At 37.8% G+C, this 16,239-nt stretch carries 16 protein-coding genes and 2 rRNA genes; 5 read left to right on the forward strand and 13 right to left on the reverse strand.

Annotation, left to right across the window (positions count from 1 at the left end; translation table 11 throughout):
• Window positions 1-17 precede the first annotated feature (17 nt).
• Window positions 18-209, reverse strand: coding sequence for a hypothetical protein (locus tag M3189_RS25150; RefSeq protein WP_251639285.1), 192 nt, complete (start codon window positions 207-209; stop codon window positions 18-20).
• A gap of 71 nt (window positions 210-280) precedes the next feature.
• The gene (locus M3189_RS25155) at window positions 281-1,726 is read right to left on the reverse strand and encodes a DEAD/DEAH box helicase (RefSeq protein WP_251639295.1); all 1,446 of its coding nucleotides are present in this window, start codon (window positions 1,724-1,726) and stop codon (window positions 281-283) included.
• 361 nt (window positions 1,727-2,087) lie between these two features.
• Between M3189_RS25155 and M3189_RS25160 the strand changes: the two genes are divergently transcribed.
• Together M3189_RS25160 and M3189_RS25165 are read left to right on the forward strand one after the other, a co-directional pair.
• A complete protein-coding gene (locus tag M3189_RS25160) occupies window positions 2,088-2,678 on the forward strand; it encodes a guanylate kinase (protein WP_251639297.1) in 591 nt (196 codons plus the stop codon).
• 265 nt (window positions 2,679-2,943) lie between these two features.
• The gene (locus M3189_RS25165) at window positions 2,944-3,396 is read left to right on the forward strand and encodes a S1 domain-containing RNA-binding protein (protein ID WP_251639299.1); all 453 of its coding nucleotides are present in this window, start codon (window positions 2,944-2,946) and stop codon (window positions 3,394-3,396) included.
• A 58-nt stretch (window positions 3,397-3,454) separates the two neighbouring features.
• On the opposite strand, the gene M3189_RS25170 is transcribed toward M3189_RS25165, so the two are convergent.
• Together M3189_RS25170 and M3189_RS25175 are read right to left on the reverse strand one after the other, a co-directional pair.
• Window positions 3,455-4,462: a DUF3231 family protein gene (locus M3189_RS25170; RefSeq protein ID WP_251639301.1), complete on the reverse strand. Its 1,008-nt coding sequence runs from the start codon at window positions 4,460-4,462 to the stop codon at window positions 3,455-3,457.
• A 126-nt stretch (window positions 4,463-4,588) separates the two neighbouring features.
• Window positions 4,589-5,380 carry an HAD family hydrolase gene (locus tag M3189_RS25175; RefSeq protein WP_251639303.1) on the reverse strand — a complete coding sequence of 264 codons (792 nt, stop codon included), beginning with the start codon at window positions 5,378-5,380 and terminating at the stop codon, window positions 4,589-4,591.
• A gap of 321 nt (window positions 5,381-5,701) precedes the next feature.
• Here M3189_RS25175 and M3189_RS25180 point away from each other — a divergent pair, with 321 nt between their 5' ends.
• From M3189_RS25180 to M3189_RS25190, 3 genes are all read left to right on the forward strand, one after another.
• Window positions 5,702-7,438 (forward strand): sensor histidine kinase, encoded by a 1,737-nt coding sequence (locus M3189_RS25180; protein WP_251639304.1) that lies wholly within the window; start codon window positions 5,702-5,704, stop codon window positions 7,436-7,438.
• Window positions 7,439-8,170, forward strand: coding sequence for a LytR/AlgR family response regulator transcription factor (locus tag M3189_RS25185; protein WP_251639306.1), 732 nt, complete (start codon window positions 7,439-7,441; stop codon window positions 8,168-8,170).
• Window positions 8,171-8,338: 168 nt separating this feature from the next.
• A complete protein-coding gene (locus M3189_RS25190) occupies window positions 8,339-9,787 on the forward strand; it encodes a carbon starvation CstA family protein (RefSeq protein ID WP_251639308.1) in 1,449 nt (482 codons plus the stop codon).
• 53 nt (window positions 9,788-9,840) lie between these two features.
• On the opposite strand, the gene M3189_RS25195 is transcribed toward M3189_RS25190, so the two are convergent.
• The 9 genes from M3189_RS25195 to M3189_RS25235 all read right to left on the reverse strand — a co-directional run.
• A complete protein-coding gene (locus M3189_RS25195; RefSeq protein WP_251639323.1) occupies window positions 9,841-10,527 on the reverse strand; it encodes a BsuPI-related putative proteinase inhibitor in 687 nt (228 codons plus the stop codon).
• Window positions 10,528-10,619: 92 nt separating this feature from the next.
• Complete coding sequence (locus M3189_RS25200) at window positions 10,620-11,327, reverse strand: ABC transporter ATP-binding protein (protein ID WP_251639344.1); 708 nt, start codon at window positions 11,325-11,327, stop codon at window positions 10,620-10,622.
• Window positions 11,320-12,102 carry an ABC transporter ATP-binding protein gene (locus M3189_RS25205; RefSeq protein ID WP_251639325.1) on the reverse strand — a complete coding sequence of 261 codons (783 nt, stop codon included), beginning with the start codon at window positions 12,100-12,102 and terminating at the stop codon, window positions 11,320-11,322. The genes M3189_RS25200 and M3189_RS25205 overlap by 8 nt, the downstream gene beginning before the upstream one ends.
• A gap of 2 nt (window positions 12,103-12,104) precedes the next feature.
• Window positions 12,105-13,043 carry a branched-chain amino acid ABC transporter permease gene (locus M3189_RS25210; protein WP_251639327.1) on the reverse strand — a complete coding sequence of 313 codons (939 nt, stop codon included), beginning with the start codon at window positions 13,041-13,043 and terminating at the stop codon, window positions 12,105-12,107.
• A 13-nt stretch (window positions 13,044-13,056) separates the two neighbouring features.
• Entirely contained in the window at window positions 13,057-13,935 is an 879-nt protein-coding gene (locus M3189_RS25215; protein WP_251639329.1) for a branched-chain amino acid ABC transporter permease, read from the reverse strand.
• An 87-nt stretch (window positions 13,936-14,022) separates the two neighbouring features.
• Window positions 14,023-15,204, reverse strand: coding sequence for an ABC transporter substrate-binding protein (locus M3189_RS25220; protein ID WP_251639331.1), 1,182 nt, complete (start codon window positions 15,202-15,204; stop codon window positions 14,023-14,025).
• 393 nt (window positions 15,205-15,597) lie between these two features.
• The gene (locus M3189_RS25225) at window positions 15,598-15,750 is read right to left on the reverse strand and encodes a YpzG family protein (protein WP_251639333.1); all 153 of its coding nucleotides are present in this window, start codon (window positions 15,748-15,750) and stop codon (window positions 15,598-15,600) included.
• Window positions 15,751-15,943: 193 nt separating this feature from the next.
• A 5S ribosomal RNA gene (gene rrf, locus M3189_RS25230) occupies window positions 15,944-16,059 on the reverse strand.
• A gap of 78 nt (window positions 16,060-16,137) precedes the next feature.
• Window positions 16,138-16,239: ribosomal RNA gene (locus M3189_RS25235) — 23S ribosomal RNA — on the reverse strand; the annotation flags it as partial.

A 16,239-nucleotide genomic window follows, 5' to 3' on the forward strand; every position in this document is an offset into this window, starting at 1 on the left:
CCCTCTTCTAAATAAACTTACTCTTTCGGCGCATCAAGTGCTTGATAAGCTGTCTGGTACCTACCTCCATCTGCTACTTCTGAATGATACAATGCCTTAAGTGCAAAGTTCTTTTCAAGATCATGTTCATTGATTAACTCTTTTAAGTGTATCTGCAATTCTTTATTTTCTTTCACTAACTGTTTCATTTGTGTTTTAAAATACTTCATTATTGTAACTCCTTCTTTATTATAAAAATAAGGACGATTATTGTATATTTAATCGTCCTGAATTAATTAAATCATTTTAAAGCCTTACTCACTTTCAGTTTCTTTCCTTTGACGGTTGTCTGTTCCATTGCTTGGAGCACTACTGAGCCTTTTCCATTAAGGATGTCAACATAGGTTAGGTTGTCCTGGATGGTGATAATCCCAATATCCTCTGCAGTTACACCCGGAATATTAGAGATTGTCCCAACAAAGTCTACTGCGCGAAGCTTTTTCTTCTTCCCGCCACTGAAATGGAGCTTGGTAATATCCTTGTTAATTCGAGCAGTTTTATTATTCCTGACAACTCTTCGGCCGCTAAGTTTTTCTTCAAATGCTGCTTTTACACTACTAACTTCGTCCTGAGTGGGACCTTCCAGCTTAGGGATTTCAAAACCAATATATCGTTCAATTGCTTTAACAAATTTATCTTCATATGGTGTTGCGAAGGTAATCGCTTTTCCTTTGTTACCGGCTCTTCCTGTTCTTCCTGTCCGATGAACATAACTCTCTTTTTCCATTGGAACATCGTAGTTAATAATTAACGTCACATTATCAATATCGATTCCCCTAGCGGCGACATCAGTTGCCACAAGATAGCGAAAATTCCCCATTTTAAAACCATCCATTACACCAAATCGATCCTCTTGTTCAAGCCCGCCATGCAATCTTTCACAAGAATAATTAGCCTTTTCCAACTCTGTATAGACATTTTCCACATTTTCTTTTGTTCGGCAAAATATGATACAGCTATCTGGATTTTCAACCACTGTTAAATCCTTCAAAAGTGAAACTTTATCTTCATCCTTTACTTCAATGACAGCATGTTCAATCGTATTGGTTGTGACACCCGTAGCTGCAATCTCAATATGGACAGGACTCTTCATATATCGATGACAAAGGGTTTCAACATCCTTCGGTAAAGTTGCTGAAAATACCATCGTTACTCGGTCCTCTGGGAGCTCTTTTATGATGGATTCCACTTCGTCAATAAAGCCCATATTTAACATTTCGTCCGCTTCATCGATAATTAGATATTTGATTTTATCTAATTCAAGCGTTCCCCTTTCAATATGGTCCATCGTACGTCCGGGTGTTCCTACGACTACATGCGTTTTTTGTTTCAATTCTTCCTTTTGTTTTGAGAATGGTTCTTTTCCAAAGACCGCCATTGCTTTAATTCGCTTAAACCGGCCAATATTCGTAACATCATCACGAACCTGGACAGCAAGCTCACGAGTAGGAGTAAGGATTAAAGTCTGTGGCTTTCTTTCTTCCCATTCCATCATCTCGCAAATGGGAATTGCAAAGGAAGCTGTCTTACCACTTCCTGTTTGTGATTTTACAACCAAATCTTGATTTTCTAATGCTTTTGGTATCACTTCTATTTGTACTTCGGTGGGATTATCGTATTTTAACACCGTCAGCGCCCTTCTTATTTCCTCGCTTAACTGATAATTCTCAAACTTTTTTTCACTCATGCTGTAACCTCATTTTTTTGTATTATCCAACTTCTATATAGGATTTCTCTGAAAGAATTATCATATGCAAAATCTGAATAGGTTCATTATACTTGAAAAACCAGTCATTTCGAATTTTAATTTCAAAACTCTGTTCCACAACAACTTTACAAGACTTAAGAGAACGGGTACAGTAATTATAGATGCTGTTTGTCACTTTTCTCCCTATTAATAACAGAAAAGTCAAAAATATAGTGAAAAATCTGTTATAATGGTAATATCCTGCTTTAAGGATAGTATAGATCACTCACTTAACAGCAATTTTATACATCTGTGGATCTCTTTTTTTAATTAAACTATATTTTCTATCAGGAGGTAATCTATGTATAAAATTAAGGATAAAGAAAAACTTTTCATTTACACTGGACCCGATGGATCTGGAAGAAAGACCATTGCCAAGATGGTTGCGACCGCATTTGATATGGAAACCGTCCTTTCTTACACGACTCGTGCTCCTCGTCATTATGAACAAGATGGTGTAGACTACCATTTTGTAACAGATGAAGCCTTCAACAAGATGAAGGATAACCAAGAATTTCTTGAGAGTGTGGATATCGATGGAATTCATTATGGAATTCGTGAAGAAGATATCGTCAAAGCGTTTGAAGATCATAATCTTGTCTATTTAACGTTAAATCCTGAAGGCACCGAAAAATTAAAAGATATGTATGGGGATAAGGTTATGCGCCTTTTCATCTATTCGGACCGTGATACCGTTATCGAGAGACATAAGGCACGAAATGACAAAGAAGAAGATATCCAAAGACATTTGGCACATTATGATGAAATCATGGACTATAAAAATCAATGTGAACATGTCTTTGAAAACTATGATTCTCCACAAGTTTCTTATCAAGTTAGTGAAGTTATTGAAGCTTTCCTTGATCGAAATAGAATTGTCACCGATTATTAATAAAAAGGTCCATTGATAGGAAGTTCACCCTATCGTTGGACCTTTTTCATATTTATTTTTCAAAAAATTCAAATAGGCATGTTTTCATCTTTAGGATTCGAATGACAAAACCGAAATAGCGATTTTTCCATGTGCATAAGCAGGGTCATAACGCTAAACATAATACATACAAACATAAAAATTGAATAGGTAGATAACAGGTTGAAATTATCTAATTAACACTGTATAATTAAGTGTTGAAAACATTATTTAGGGGGAACTCTTTTTGTCGATCGAAGTAGGCAGCAAAGTACAAGGTAAAGTAACGGGTATTACTAATTTTGGAGCGTTCGTAGAATTACCAGGAGGCACAACTGGCCTTGTGCACATCAGTGAAGTAGCTGATAGCTATGTTAAAGACGTTAATGATCATCTTAAAGTAGGAGATCTGGTTGAAGTTAAGGTAATTAGTGAGAAAGACGGAAAAACTGCCTTGTCTATTAAAAAAGCTATTGATAAGCCAGAAGGGCAAACTTCTTCTTATTCCCAGCGTCCACAACGCCAAGGTAGAGATAATAGACAATCCAAAGACTTCCGTTCAAAAGGCAGCAATTTCAAGCCAAAAGAGAACTTTGAAGATAAAATGGCTAAATTCTTAAAAGCTAGTGAAGAAAATTTATCCAGTCTAAAACGCAACACAGAAACAAAACGTGGCGGCAGAGGCGGTAGACGCGGATAATTATAGATAAAGAAGGCAAGCCATTGTGGCTTGCCTTCTTTTATTTGAGTAAACTTATTTAACTCTTTGCTAAATCTCTACGATTTGCCGATAATGGTGGCTGCTCTAACCATTGGTTCTCAATCATAAGATTTGCCCCGTCCTCAGATAATTTCAGGACCTCCATATTGAATCGTGAATAATCCACAACCAAATCCGTCCTTTGACTTTCTGAGATTGCAATTCCATAATTCCCTACTCCAGCATAAATCATCAAACTAAAATGAAACATCATTAATTTGTCAGAAAAAGGGGATTCGATTGAATCTGTAACTTCCTGTTCAAAGGAACTCGGAATAGAAAGTGAGTTCATTTCTAAATAACTGCTTAAGACTTTAATATGCTTGAGCGAAACATCTTTTCCTCTTAAAAGATATTTTCGAACTTTTTTGGATTTAGCTACCTGACTAAAAGCCGTTGTAATCGCTGCGCCTAAGTGATTTGTCAGAACATTTGTATAAAGATTCGTAACCTCTGTTCCTGTGAGTGCTTCCCTTCTTCCTAATCCTTCTAAGATAAAGGATTGTTTATGGACAAACTCTAATTTTTGTGGATAAGGAATTACAGGAGGGCGCATCGCTAACCCTTTTTCTAATAAGATTGACGTTGCTTTTGTATCTAATTCAAGGGTATCTGTTAAACATTCAGAGTAAAAAGAACGGATATCCATACGATAAATATTCTGCAATACTCTTCCATAGGTAACCAACCCACCTTTAGACATGTTCCGAATATACCTGAGGTAAAAAACATCTGAGAATAACCGTTTAGTGAATAAATTAACATCCTGTTCGGTAAACCCCTGTGGAATCTGAATTTGTTCCTTAATAAATGTTTCCCGAATAAACTCCACATGTTTTTGAGATAATTCAAGTGCATAAGTAATAAGTGCCTTAATCTCATTGTCATCGATATGTACTAGAAAAAACTTCAATATACAGACTGACATACTATCCGCAAGATAACTTGTCCAAAGATAGGATAATTCCGATGCCGTTAATTTGATAGTTTCAGGGGTTTTATCCATAAAATTTCCTCCTAATATCTTCAAGCATAATATTTCCAATATAGGAGGAATTTATTTATGCAATAAATAAAAGAATAAAGGCTTTCCAAAAAGTCAAGTAGACTTTTGAACAGCCTTTTATTAATCCTATTTCCTATTCAACACATCTAAAAGTGGAAAAAGCTCTTCTAAGTGCTGAATTTCATAGGTTGGTATGACTTCATTTCTCTCTTTATCGTGGCGGTTAATCCAAACAGACTTTATCCCGACTCTATTTGCACCAAGAATATCAGTCATTAAATTATCCCCCACCATCAGGACTTCATCTTTTTCTACTGACATCAATGACAACGCATGCTCAAATATAGATGGATCTGGCTTTCCTTTTCCATAAGCTCCTGAAATGACAATTTGGTCGAAATAAGGAACAAGCTCTGGTGTAATGGATAGTTTCGTATGCTGTAAATCAGGGGAACCATTGGTTAACAATAGAAGCTGATATTGTCCTTTTAACGAATCTAGGATCGTAAACGTCTCTTCGTACACAAACGGCAGGCTCTGACGCTCTTGTGGAAACCTTTCAGCCAATTCGTGTCCAAAGGCTGGGTCATTCACTCCCAATGCCTTCAGTCCCTCTGTCCAGGCTTCTGAACGGTAACTAGGAACAATTTCTTTCATTTTTCTAAAATCATCGTGGTCATCTAAGAAATTCCCCCATAACCCTTCAAACGGATTAATTCCAATCATTTGTGTAAATGAATAAGTCTCATAGGAGGAATATAATTTCCTTGCAGCCTCACGAACAGCATCTTCCAATTCAATTGCATCTACACCATACCGGTCTTCTGCTACTTTACATGTCGCAACAAATGCTTCCTTAATACTCTTTTGATCCCAAAGCAGTGTATCATCTAAATCGAAAAAAATGGCTTTTATCATTTCCTCAGCCTCACCTTCCACCAAATATATTTTACTAGTTTACCATTTTTCGAATTAAATGAATATTCTTTCGCAAAAATAAATAAATTCAACGAAACTCAGCCTATTATAATCTGTACAATCGATTTAAATGGATTAGCTCATAAAACATTTGATACCTTTAGTTTCCTTATTTCGATAATATTAATGTAAGAAAATAAGGAATTTTAATGAAGTCCTAACTTCCGGTAAAACCAAAATACTATTCCGAATATTTCTAATACTGGTATAATAAAAAGGAATAAGACTGGGTGATGACTAAACTCATAAAGGGGTATTGACATGTTGACTTTGTTGGTTACCATGGTGGAACGGTTAGGAATTCTCGTGATGATTGCCTTTATTTTAACGAGATTTCCATTCTTTCGAGATATGATTTATCAGGAAAAATTAAACCGTAAGCAGCAGTTGACTGCAATTGTTTTCTTTGGTTTCTTTGGGATTATTGGAACCTATTCTGGTTTAACGCTCAGCACCGACAATCTTGAAATCAATCGCTGGACTTCCGATTTGAGTGCCGATGAGGCGATTGCCAACTCGCGGGTGATTGGTGTTGTATTAGCCGGGCTCCTCGGAGGCTATAAAGTCGGGCTAGGTGCAGGATTAATTGCAGGGTTTCACCGTTTTACTTTAGGTGGATTCACAGGATTAGCCTGTGGGCTTGCAACTATAATCGCTGGTGTTCTTGCGGGGACATTTTATCGGAAAAATAAACTGGTAAAACTAAGGTCCGCGTTTTTCATTGGTGCTCTAGCAGAAACATTGCAAATGGCGGTCATTCTTCTTCTTGCCCGCCCATTCGAGAAGTCATGGACTTTGGTTGAAATGATTGGAGTACCTATGATTTTAGCAAATGGATTAGGCTGTGCACTCTTTCTGCTTATTATAAAGAGCGTCATAAGTGAAGAAGAAAAGGCTGGTGCCCTGCAGGCACAAAAGACATTGAGAATCGCTGAAAAAACACTTTCTTATCTAAGAAATGGGCTTACCACGAATTCTGCTAAAATTGTCTGCCATATTCTCCATAATGAAATGAATACAAGAGCGGTAGCGATGACAAATTTGTCAGAAATATTAGCACATGTTGGACTTGGTCATGATCATCATCGTTCTGAAAGTCCCATCCAAACTGAAATTACAATGGAGGCTATCGACAAAGGTGAAATGGTTGTGGCAGATCAGCAATCTATTCACTGCCGTGTAAAGAGCTGCCCTCTCGGTGCAGCCGTTATCTCACCATTGAAACAACGAGGAGAAACAATTGGAACTTTAAAGTTTTATTTCGCTTCTGAAAAAGAAATAACACCCGTTAATATGGAGCTGATATCAGGGCTTAGCTCCCTATTAAGTAACCAACTTGAACTTGCTGATGCTGACAAGTCTTATCAACTGGCAAAGGAAGCAGAGATTAAAGCACTTCAGGCGCAAATTAGCCCTCATTTTCTATTTAATACACTTAATACCATCCTTTCACTTGTCCGAGTTGACCCGGCTAAGGCACGTAAGTTATTACTTTCTTTGTCCCATTTCTTGCGCCAGAATTTATCTGTCACAACCCAAAGAATGACTACATTAGGACAAGAATTAAACCATGTCAAAGCCTATTTAGCAATAGAAGAAGCTAGATTCAAAGATAAATTGCAAATAGTTTATGATATTGAAGAGAATGCTCTTTTAGAGACAATCCCCCCTCTTACCCTTCAGCCCATCGTAGAGAATGCGATCAAACATGGCATGAAGGATACGGAAAGGAACGGTATCGTAAAGATTACTATTCATAAACAATATCTAGCAACGCATGTAAAAGTTGAGGATAACGGGATTGGAATGAATAAAGAACGCACAAGTCAAATCTGTAAAAGTCCCATTAATTCTGAAACAGGAAGCGGTCTAGCACTATACAATGTTAATCGACGGCTGACCATCATGTATGGTGACCATGCAGGACTTCAAATTAATAGTGAGCTACATAAAGGAACGGAAATTGGCTTTTCCGTCCCCTGTACGGAGGTAAGTTAAATGGAAACTTTTATTCGAACATTAATTGTTGATGACGAACCCTATAGCCGAGATGAATTAAAACATTTATTAGGTTCGTTCCCAACAATTAAAGTTGTAGGTGAAGCTGAATCAGGGGAATCCGCCATCATAAGTGCAATTCAACTTCAGCCTGATGTGGTTTTTTTGGACGTAGAAATGCCTAAAATGAATGGTATGAAAGCAGCGAAAGCACTAATGGAACTTAAAAAAGCTCCATTGGTTGTCTTTGCTACCGCCTATCCGCAATTTGCAGCTGAAGCTTTCCGCTATGACGCGATTGATTATCTTTTAAAGCCCTATGATGAAGTGCAATTACAGGAAACCATTCATCGTATTGAGAAAAAGTTTACTACTCCTACCGAACAGGATTTAGGAAAACCTCGAGGAAAGCTCGCCGTCGAAGTTGAAGGTGAAATTATTTATCTAGAACCAAAAGAAATCCTCTATATAGTAAGAGACGACAAAGTAACTAAACTCATTACAAGGAGTAGTGAATTTGAAACCAAAACACCGCTTAAGGATTTGGAAAGCAGACTTTTAAGCTATGGATTTTTTAGAATTCATAAAAGCTTTCTTGTAAATCTGGAGGTTGTTAACAGGCTGTCACCATGGTTTAACGGTGCCTATCAGTTGGAAATTGAAGGAAGAAAAGAATTGCTGTCGGTTAGCAGGAATTATGTCAAAGCATTAAGGTCCCGTTTAGAAATTTAAACAAAAAAATGTTTTAACTTTTCATAATCTTTGTGCATCTTAATACATCTGACGAGCATGATATTCTTATTTTTCTACCTTTTAATCTAAAATCGCTCTATTCATCCTCTAACTCTTTTAAACTTATAAATGAAAACGTATTCATTTTAAAAAAGGGGGATAAGGAATTTGTATACTTTTTTAGCAGGGATTGCACTCTTAATTATTGGTTATTTCACTTATGGTAAATTTATTGAAAAAATGTTTGGTGTGAAGGAAGATCGAGCAACGCCCGCCTATGTGAATAACGACGGCGTTGACTATGTACCAATGAGTACACCTAAGAATTCCTTAATACAGTTATTAAACATTGCTGGAACGGGTCCAGTTTTCGGCCCAATTATGGGAGCTCTTTACGGTCCTGTTGCCTTTATCTGGATTGTCATTGGTTGTATTTTTGCAGGAGCTGTCCATGATTATTTAACAGGAATGATTTCTATCCGTAACCGTGGTGCACATTTACCGGAGCTTGCAAGTAAGTTTTTAGGAAAAGTGATGAAGCACGTAGTAAATGCTTTTGCTGTCCTGCTTCTCCTATTAGTTGGTACGGTATTTGTTTCTACACCTGCAAGCCTTCTTCATGTATTAACGGATGGGAAAATAGCAATAGGATTAATAATTGGCGCCATTTTCATTTATTATATTGCTGCTACCCTCCTTCCAGTTGATAAAGTCATTGGTCGCTTATATCCGTACTTTGGTGCATTGCTATTAATCAGTGCATTAGGTGTGGGAATTGGGATGATCGTAACAGGTGCACCGATTCCTGAATTATCTTTAACGAATTTCCACCCTGCTAATGCACCGATTCTGCCATTGTTATTTTTCACGATTTCATGTGGCGCACTCTCTGGGTTCCATGCAACACAAACACCGATTATCTCACGTACTACTCAAAATGAAAAACAAGGCCGTAAAATTTTCTATGGCATGATGATCACTGAAGGTGTCATTGCCATGATTTGGGCAGCTGCGGGAATGAGCTTATTCAATGGCTATAATGGGTTGAATGATATTTTAGCCGCAGGCGGTCCTGGTGCGGTTGTCAGTCAAGCCTCAACTGCTCTACTTGGAGCGATTGGTGGAACACTTGCAGTTCTTGGAGTAGTAGTGCTGCCGATTACTTCTGGGGATACAGCTTTCCGTAGTGCGCGTATGATTATTGCAGAATACATTAACGTCGCACAAAAGAAATTTTCAAGCCGCTTATGGATTGCAGTACCATTATTCGTGATTTCAGCAGTCCTTACACAAATCGACTTTAATCTTTTATGGAGATACTTCAGCTGGGCCAACCAAGCTACAGCCGTTATCGCACTCTTTGTCGGTGCCATGTACTTGTATATTGCTAGGAAAAATTACTATGTTGCCCTAGTACCAGGTTCCTTCATGTTAGTAATGGTTATAACTTATATCTTAAATGCACCTATCGGTTTCGGATTATCGATGTCAATCTCTTGGATTGGCGGCTTTATTGGTGCAGCAGTACTTATTGGGTTATTCTTCCGAGCTGCTAAAAAGGCACGAGCAAATAATCTGCCACTTGAAGATGACGTTACCGGCTGGAAAGCTGCCTAATTGGTCGTATAATAAAATGAAAGTGCACTCGCTGAGTGCACTTTTTTCGATTCTTATTCTAGCAAAAATCGTTCAATGGTCTTTTGTATTTCATTTTCTGTATAAACAAATGAAATTTCACTATCTTCTTTTAAAGATGGTAATTGACCAATAGCTTCTTCCGTTAATTGGAATGCTACCTTTTCTCCTTTCATATCCACTTCTATTGTATGGGGATCGATTTGTCCAACAAGCACACCTGATGCTTTCGTAAATAAGGATTGTTCAACAATGATATCTGTTACAACCTTTGCCTGCTCTTCCTTTGATGTTAAAAAAACCTCAATTTTATAACGGCCATTATATAGGTCAGTAAGGGTAAAGCTGTTTTGAATTTCTTCATTATTTTCTATCGTAACTTCAACTAACGCCTGTGTTGCCATGACTTCTTCAGAATATTGTTTGACCATTTTTCCTCCTTCATCATAAATAATGAAATCGGCCTGTAACCCGCTTGGTAATGAAAGTTTTTGAGATTCCCCGGATACATTTTTGACTCTGTAATTGATGATGACGGAATTGCTTTCTTCTTTTATTTCAATCGAAGGATGAAATCTAGCAACAATTTCATTTTGTTTTGGGGACTCTGTTGGATTTTCTTTTTTTACACCCTCACCATTCCCATTTGTATTACTTCCTGTACCACAAGCGCTTAATAGTCCAGCTACTAATACGACCATCATAATTTTTTTAAATGACATAAAATGAAAACTCCTTTTAATCGAATTACCTTAATAGTCGATTAAAAGGAGTTTTGAGTTACAGTATTATCTGTTTTTTTGTAGAAAATTTGTTACAGTCCACCAAGGTAAGCTTTTTTGATTTCTTCACTTGCTTGTAACTCTGCCGCTGTTCCTGAGATTACTACCCTGCCTGTTTCGATTACATAGGCACGGTCCGCTACGGATAATGCCATATTTGCATTTTGTTCCACCAGCAAGATAGTCGTTCCATCTTGGTTGATTTTCTCTATGATTTGAAAAATTGTTTTAACCATTAACGGAGCCAATCCCATTGAAGGCTCATCCAGCAACAGCAGCTTAGGCTTCGCCATAATCGCTCTTCCCATCGCCAGCATTTGCTGTTCTCCTCCAGAAAGTGTTCCCGATAACTGCTTTCGGCGCTCCTGCAATCTCGGAAATAGCTCGTAAACACTTTGAATATCTTTGCGGATTCCCGCGCTATCTTTTCTTAAATAAGCACCTAGTTCTAGGTTTTCCTCTACACTCATATTGGCAAACACACGGCGTCCCTCAGGTACATGAGAGATACCAACTTTCACAATAGACTGTGGAGCCTTGCCTAAAATCGAATTGCCTAAATACTCAATGCTCCCAGATTTTGGTTTAAGAAGCCCGGATAATGTCTTAAGAAGAGTACTTTTTCCAGCACCATTCGCCCCAATCAGGGTCACAATTTCTCCCTCACTGATTTCCAAAGAAACGCCCTTAAGAGCTTGAATATTCCCATAGTAAACATCTATTCCACTCACGTTAAGCATGGGCATTCGGTACCTCCTCTCCAAGGTAGGCTTCAATTACTTTTGGATGATTACGAATCACATCAGGTGTCCCCTCCGCAATCAATTGTCCATGGTCCAACACATAAATTCTTTCACAAATCCCCATAACCAATGCCATATCATGTTCAATGAGGAGAATCGTTAAATCAAACTGATTTCGGATGAATGCGATTAATTCCATTAGCTCATGTGTTTCCTGTGGGTTCATCCCCGCTGCAGGCTCATCAAGGAGCAATAACTTTGGACCCGCTGCCAATGCCCTGGCAATTTCCAATCTACGTTGCTGACCATAAGGTAAATTCTTTGCTTTTTCATCTTTATAACGATCCAATTGAAAAATCTTTAAAAACTCTAGTGATTTTTCCTCCATTACCTTTTCCTCTGAGAAATGCGAGGGCAGGCGAAAGATGGAACTTAAAATGGAATGCTTCGCTAAAGAATGATAGGCAACCTTTACATTATCTAATACAGATAATTCGCTGAAAAGGCGGATATTTTGAAACGTACGGCTAATTCCATTTCGTGTTACTTGGTATGGAGCAAGCCCATTTAACCTTTTTCCATCGAACAGAATGTCACCCTCTGTCGGTACATATACACCGGTTAACAAATTGAAGCTTGTTGTTTTTCCTGCTCCATTCGGACCAATTAGACCGACCAATTCACCCTGATTAAGTTCCATATTAAAGCCTGAAACCGCCTTTAAGCCGCCAAACTGAATCCCTGCATTTTTAACCTGCAGTAAAGCTCCCATTGTTAAATTCCTCCTTTCGCACTTTTCTTTTTACCAAAGAAATCTGTAATCTCACGTGTACCCATTAATCCTTGAGGACGGTAAAGCATGACTACCACTAATACCACACTATAAATAATCATTCGAGTCTCTGGGTATTGCTGCAAATACGTTGATATAATGGTTAAAAGGATTGCAGAAATCACGGAACCAGATAAACTGCCAAGTCCGCCTAACACAACGAAAATTAAGATATCAAATGATTTTAAGAAACCAAAGTTAGTAGGCTGGATAATATAAAAATTATGAGAGAACAAACCGCCGGCGATACCTGCAAAGAAGGAACCAATGGCGAAAGCAGCAACTTTGTAATATGTTGTGTTTATTCCCATTGCATCGGCCGCTATTTCATTTTCCCGAATCGCTATACATGCTCTTCCATGCCGTGAGTTGGTAAAATTCGATATTACTAGAATCGTGATGACAAGACATACAAATGCGCTTGTCCAGGTCGTCATATTAGAAACCATCATTCCGGCAGCGCCGCCAACATACTCAATATTTAAGAATACAATTCTAATAATCTCACCAAATCCAAGTGTTGCAATAGCAAGATAATCTCCTCGCAGTCTTAAAGTAGGTATACCAACAAGAAGCCCTGCTAACGCTGCCACAATTCCTCCAATGATGATTGCTAACACGAAAGGCAGTTCAAATTTCATTGTTATAATCGCTGAAACATATGCCCCCACAGCAAGGAAACCAGCATGTCCAATTGAAAATTGTCCGGTGATTCCAATTACCAAGTGAAGACTTACAGCTAAAATAATGTTAATGATCATTAAGGTCAACATATTGCTATAAAAAGCATTTAATACACCTGTTTGAATTAAGGCTTGGCCGATTCCATATATAACACCTGCTAAAATGAGAAATAGCCAGAATTTAGTTACTTTTTTCATCTGTCTATCCCACCTACACTTTCTCTCTTGTATTTTTACCAAAGATGCCTGTTGGCCTAAATATTAGGATAAGGATTAAAATGATAAACGCTGCTGCGTCTCTCCATAACGAGAATCCTAAGGCACTAACAATCGATTCAACAACCCCTAAGATAAGACCGCCGACCATGGCTCCTGGAATAATTCCGATTCCACCTAGTACCGCCGCAACAAACGCCTTTAATCCAGGGATAATTCCCATTAGCGGTTCGATTTTTGTATAATAGACACCAAAAATGACGCCTGCTGCCCCTGCTAGAGCAGAACCAATTGCAAATGTATAGGAAATGGTTCTGTCTACATTAATACCCATTAATCTCGCTGCATCGATGTCATGAGATACTGCTCGCATTGCTTTACCGACCTTTGTACGATGAACAATAATTTGTAAAATAATCATAAGTCCAAGAGAAACAGCCAGGATAAAAAGGGACTGACTATTGATTTGTGCACCAAACAAGTTAAATGTTGTACTCGGTAATACATTGTCAGGGTAGGCCTCAGGTTGGGCTCCTCGGACATAAATCACACCATATTCAATTAGCAGCGACATTCCAATAGCCGTAATTAAGGCAGCAATTCTAGTCGCATTTCGAAGACGTTTATAAGCAATTCTTTCGATTAATACTCCAAACACCGCACAAAACGCCATTGAGAATAATAATGCCGGAAAGAAGCCCAGCCCCCATCCCTTAATCGCATAAAACCCGACGAACGCACCAACCATAAAAACATCACCATGAGCAAAGTTTATTAATTTTATGATTCCATAAACCATGGTATAGCCTAATGCGATTAAGGCATAAATGCTGCCGAGTGAAATTCCGTTTATCAATTGTTGTAACCACTCCATCGTTTTCACTCCTTTTTATTCCAGAAATAATTCTTTAAAAAAGTAAAATGGAAGGAGTATCCTTCCATTCTACTTAACTAGTATTTTTTAAGGATTTACTTTTGTATTAAATACTTGTTTACCATCTTTATATTCTAGAATGGTAGCTGTTTTAATTGGATGATGATTTTCATCAATGGTTACTACTCCTGTAATTAGGCTTAAATCTTTTGTTTTCGCTAGTTCTTCCTGAATCTTACTAGAATCAGTGCTTCTGGCACGCTTAACGGCATCCGCTAAGAAGTAAACCGTGTCATACCCAAGTGCATTGAACGCATTAGGTGCTTCACCTTTGTTCTTATCTTTAAACGCAGTTACAAAGTTTTGAACCTTTTCATCTGGATCTTCAGATGAGTAATGGTTGATTAGGTAAGTATTATTCAAAGCTTCTGCTCCTGCTAAATCAACCAACTTAGGAGAATCCCAGCCGTCAGCTCCCACTAATGGTACATCAATTCCCAATTCACGAGCTTGCTTTACAATTAATCCAACTTCTTCATAATATCCTGGGATAAAAATGAATGAAGGGTTTTTTGCTTTAATGCGAGTTAATGTTGCACGGAAGTCGGTATCTTTTGCTACATATGCTTCTTCGGCAACCACTTTACCACCTGCAGCTTCAAACGTCTCCTTGAATGCATCCGATAAACCTTTTGCATAATCACTTGAGTTATCAGCAAAAATTGCTGCATCTTTAACTTTTAACGTATTTGAGGCAAAGTTTGCAGCCACTGTACCTTGGAAAGGATCAATGAAAGATGTACGGAAAACGAATGGCCTTACTTTTCCTTTATCATCTACTGTAACAGTTGGGCTGGTTCCTCCTGGAGCAATTAAAACCGTTTTAGTATCGTTTGCGATCTGAGCTTGTGCAACAGTGTTACCACTCGTTGCTGCTCCAATAACAGCTGTTACCTTGTCTTGGCTTGTTAACCTAATAATGCCGTTTGTTGCCTCTGCTGCATCAGATTTATTATCTACCTTAACGATATCAAAGGTTTTACCATCGATTCCGCCATTTTTATTGATTTCTTCAACAGCCATCTCAATCCCTTTCGCCATTGATTCACCATATGACGCAACATTACCTGATAGCTCTAAATTCACTCCTAATTTAATAGAATCTGAATTGCCGCCCCCTGAACTTTCTTTCGCTCCTCCTGCACATCCTGCTAACACTCCAGCAAAGATGGTAGAAGCCATAAACACACTCGCTAATTTCTTTTTCATGGTGTTTCCCCCTTTAATTGAATTTTCTGATACTTACAATCGAAATATAGTATCTTTTATAGACCCCACGATAATTGTTTACTGCCTAAACAAATTAACTAATGCTATTGTAGTACTTTTTTCTTTATTAGTCTAGTATATTATTTCAATATTTCAGAACTTTTTATTTTTTATAAAAATTAAAACGCTTTCTTTCGTTTTACATAAATATTATAGGAGACATTCTAGAAAATATAAAAAATGAATGTTTGTGATATATTAATATGATTGTACTAAATTATGGTATTTTTCTTATTGGTAACAATTTAGTGGCGTTTATGTTGATGTGAGGAACAAAAGAAAAAGAGAAAGAAGACCACTTTCGCCTTCTTTCTCTCTATTCAGACGTACCCTTTACCACCTATGTGCCTTTGCGTTCGATCTCAATATTGTGTTATGTTGAGATCTCATTGTCTGCCCATTTACTTGAGAACTAACATACTTAGGACGTGCCCAATTATGGAAAAACTTACGAGACTGTGGATCCAAATTATTTTGATAACTCACAACGAATCACCTCAATAGTTAGGATAGGATACTCTGAAACTTGATATTACAGGAATATCAGATATAGTATTTGATTTAATCTATATAAAAATACACTTTAAAGCTAAATCCCCAGAATTGTCTTTTATGAATAAAAAATGACCAATTTCTATGTTAAAAAAGACAACCCAAATTTCAGGCTGTCTTTTTGTTTGCCTGGCAACGTCCTACTCTCACAGGGACAAAGTCCCAACTACCATCGGCGCTGAGAAGCTTAACTTCCGTGTTCGGTATGGGAACGGGTGTGACCTTCTCGCCATTGCTGCCAGACTATTTTTTTGAGGTATATCATTCCCTCAAAACTAGATAATTTCAGAAGAAGTGGTAAAACGAGTTTGCCTTTAAAAATTGGTTAAGTCCTCGAACGATTAGTATCAGTCAGCTCCACATGTTACCACGCTTCCACCTCTGACCTATCAACCTGATCATCTTTCAGGGTTCTTACTAGCT

It is taken from the genome of Neobacillus niacini (assembly GCF_023715415.1).
Taxonomy (GTDB): Bacteria; Bacillota; Bacilli; order Bacillales; family Cytobacillaceae; genus Neobacillus; species Neobacillus niacini_C.

Coding starts and splice junctions, on each gene's coding strand:
- M3189_RS25150 (WP_251639285.1), bottom strand. CDS start 209: ATGAAGTATTTTAAAACACAAATGAAACAGTTAGTGAAAGAAAATAAA.
- M3189_RS25155 (WP_251639295.1), bottom strand. CDS start 1,726: ATGAGTGAAAAAAAGTTTGAGAATTATCAGTTAAGCGAGGAAATAAGA.
- M3189_RS25160 (WP_251639297.1), top strand. CDS start 2,088: ATGTATAAAATTAAGGATAAAGAAAAACTTTTCATTTACACTGGACCC.
- M3189_RS25170 (WP_251639301.1), bottom strand. CDS start 4,462: ATGGATAAAACCCCTGAAACTATCAAATTAACGGCATCGGAATTATCC.
- M3189_RS25175 (WP_251639303.1), bottom strand. CDS start 5,380: ATGATAAAAGCCATTTTTTTCGATTTAGATGATACACTGCTTTGGGAT.
- M3189_RS25180 (WP_251639304.1), top strand. CDS start 5,702: ATGTTGACTTTGTTGGTTACCATGGTGGAACGGTTAGGAATTCTCGTG.
- M3189_RS25185 (WP_251639306.1), top strand. CDS start 7,439: ATGGAAACTTTTATTCGAACATTAATTGTTGATGACGAACCCTATAGC.
- M3189_RS25195 (WP_251639323.1), bottom strand. CDS start 10,527: ATGTCATTTAAAAAAATTATGATGGTCGTATTAGTAGCTGGACTATTA.
- M3189_RS25200 (WP_251639344.1), bottom strand. CDS start 11,327: ATGCTTAACGTGAGTGGAATAGATGTTTACTATGGGAATATTCAAGCT.
- M3189_RS25205 (WP_251639325.1), bottom strand. CDS start 12,102: ATGGGAGCTTTACTGCAGGTTAAAAATGCAGGGATTCAGTTTGGCGGC.
- M3189_RS25210 (WP_251639327.1), bottom strand. CDS start 13,043: ATGAAAAAAGTAACTAAATTCTGGCTATTTCTCATTTTAGCAGGTGTT.
- M3189_RS25215 (WP_251639329.1), bottom strand. CDS start 13,935: ATGGAGTGGTTACAACAATTGATAAACGGAATTTCACTCGGCAGCATT.
- M3189_RS25220 (WP_251639331.1), bottom strand. CDS start 15,204: ATGAAAAAGAAATTAGCGAGTGTGTTTATGGCTTCTACCATCTTTGCT.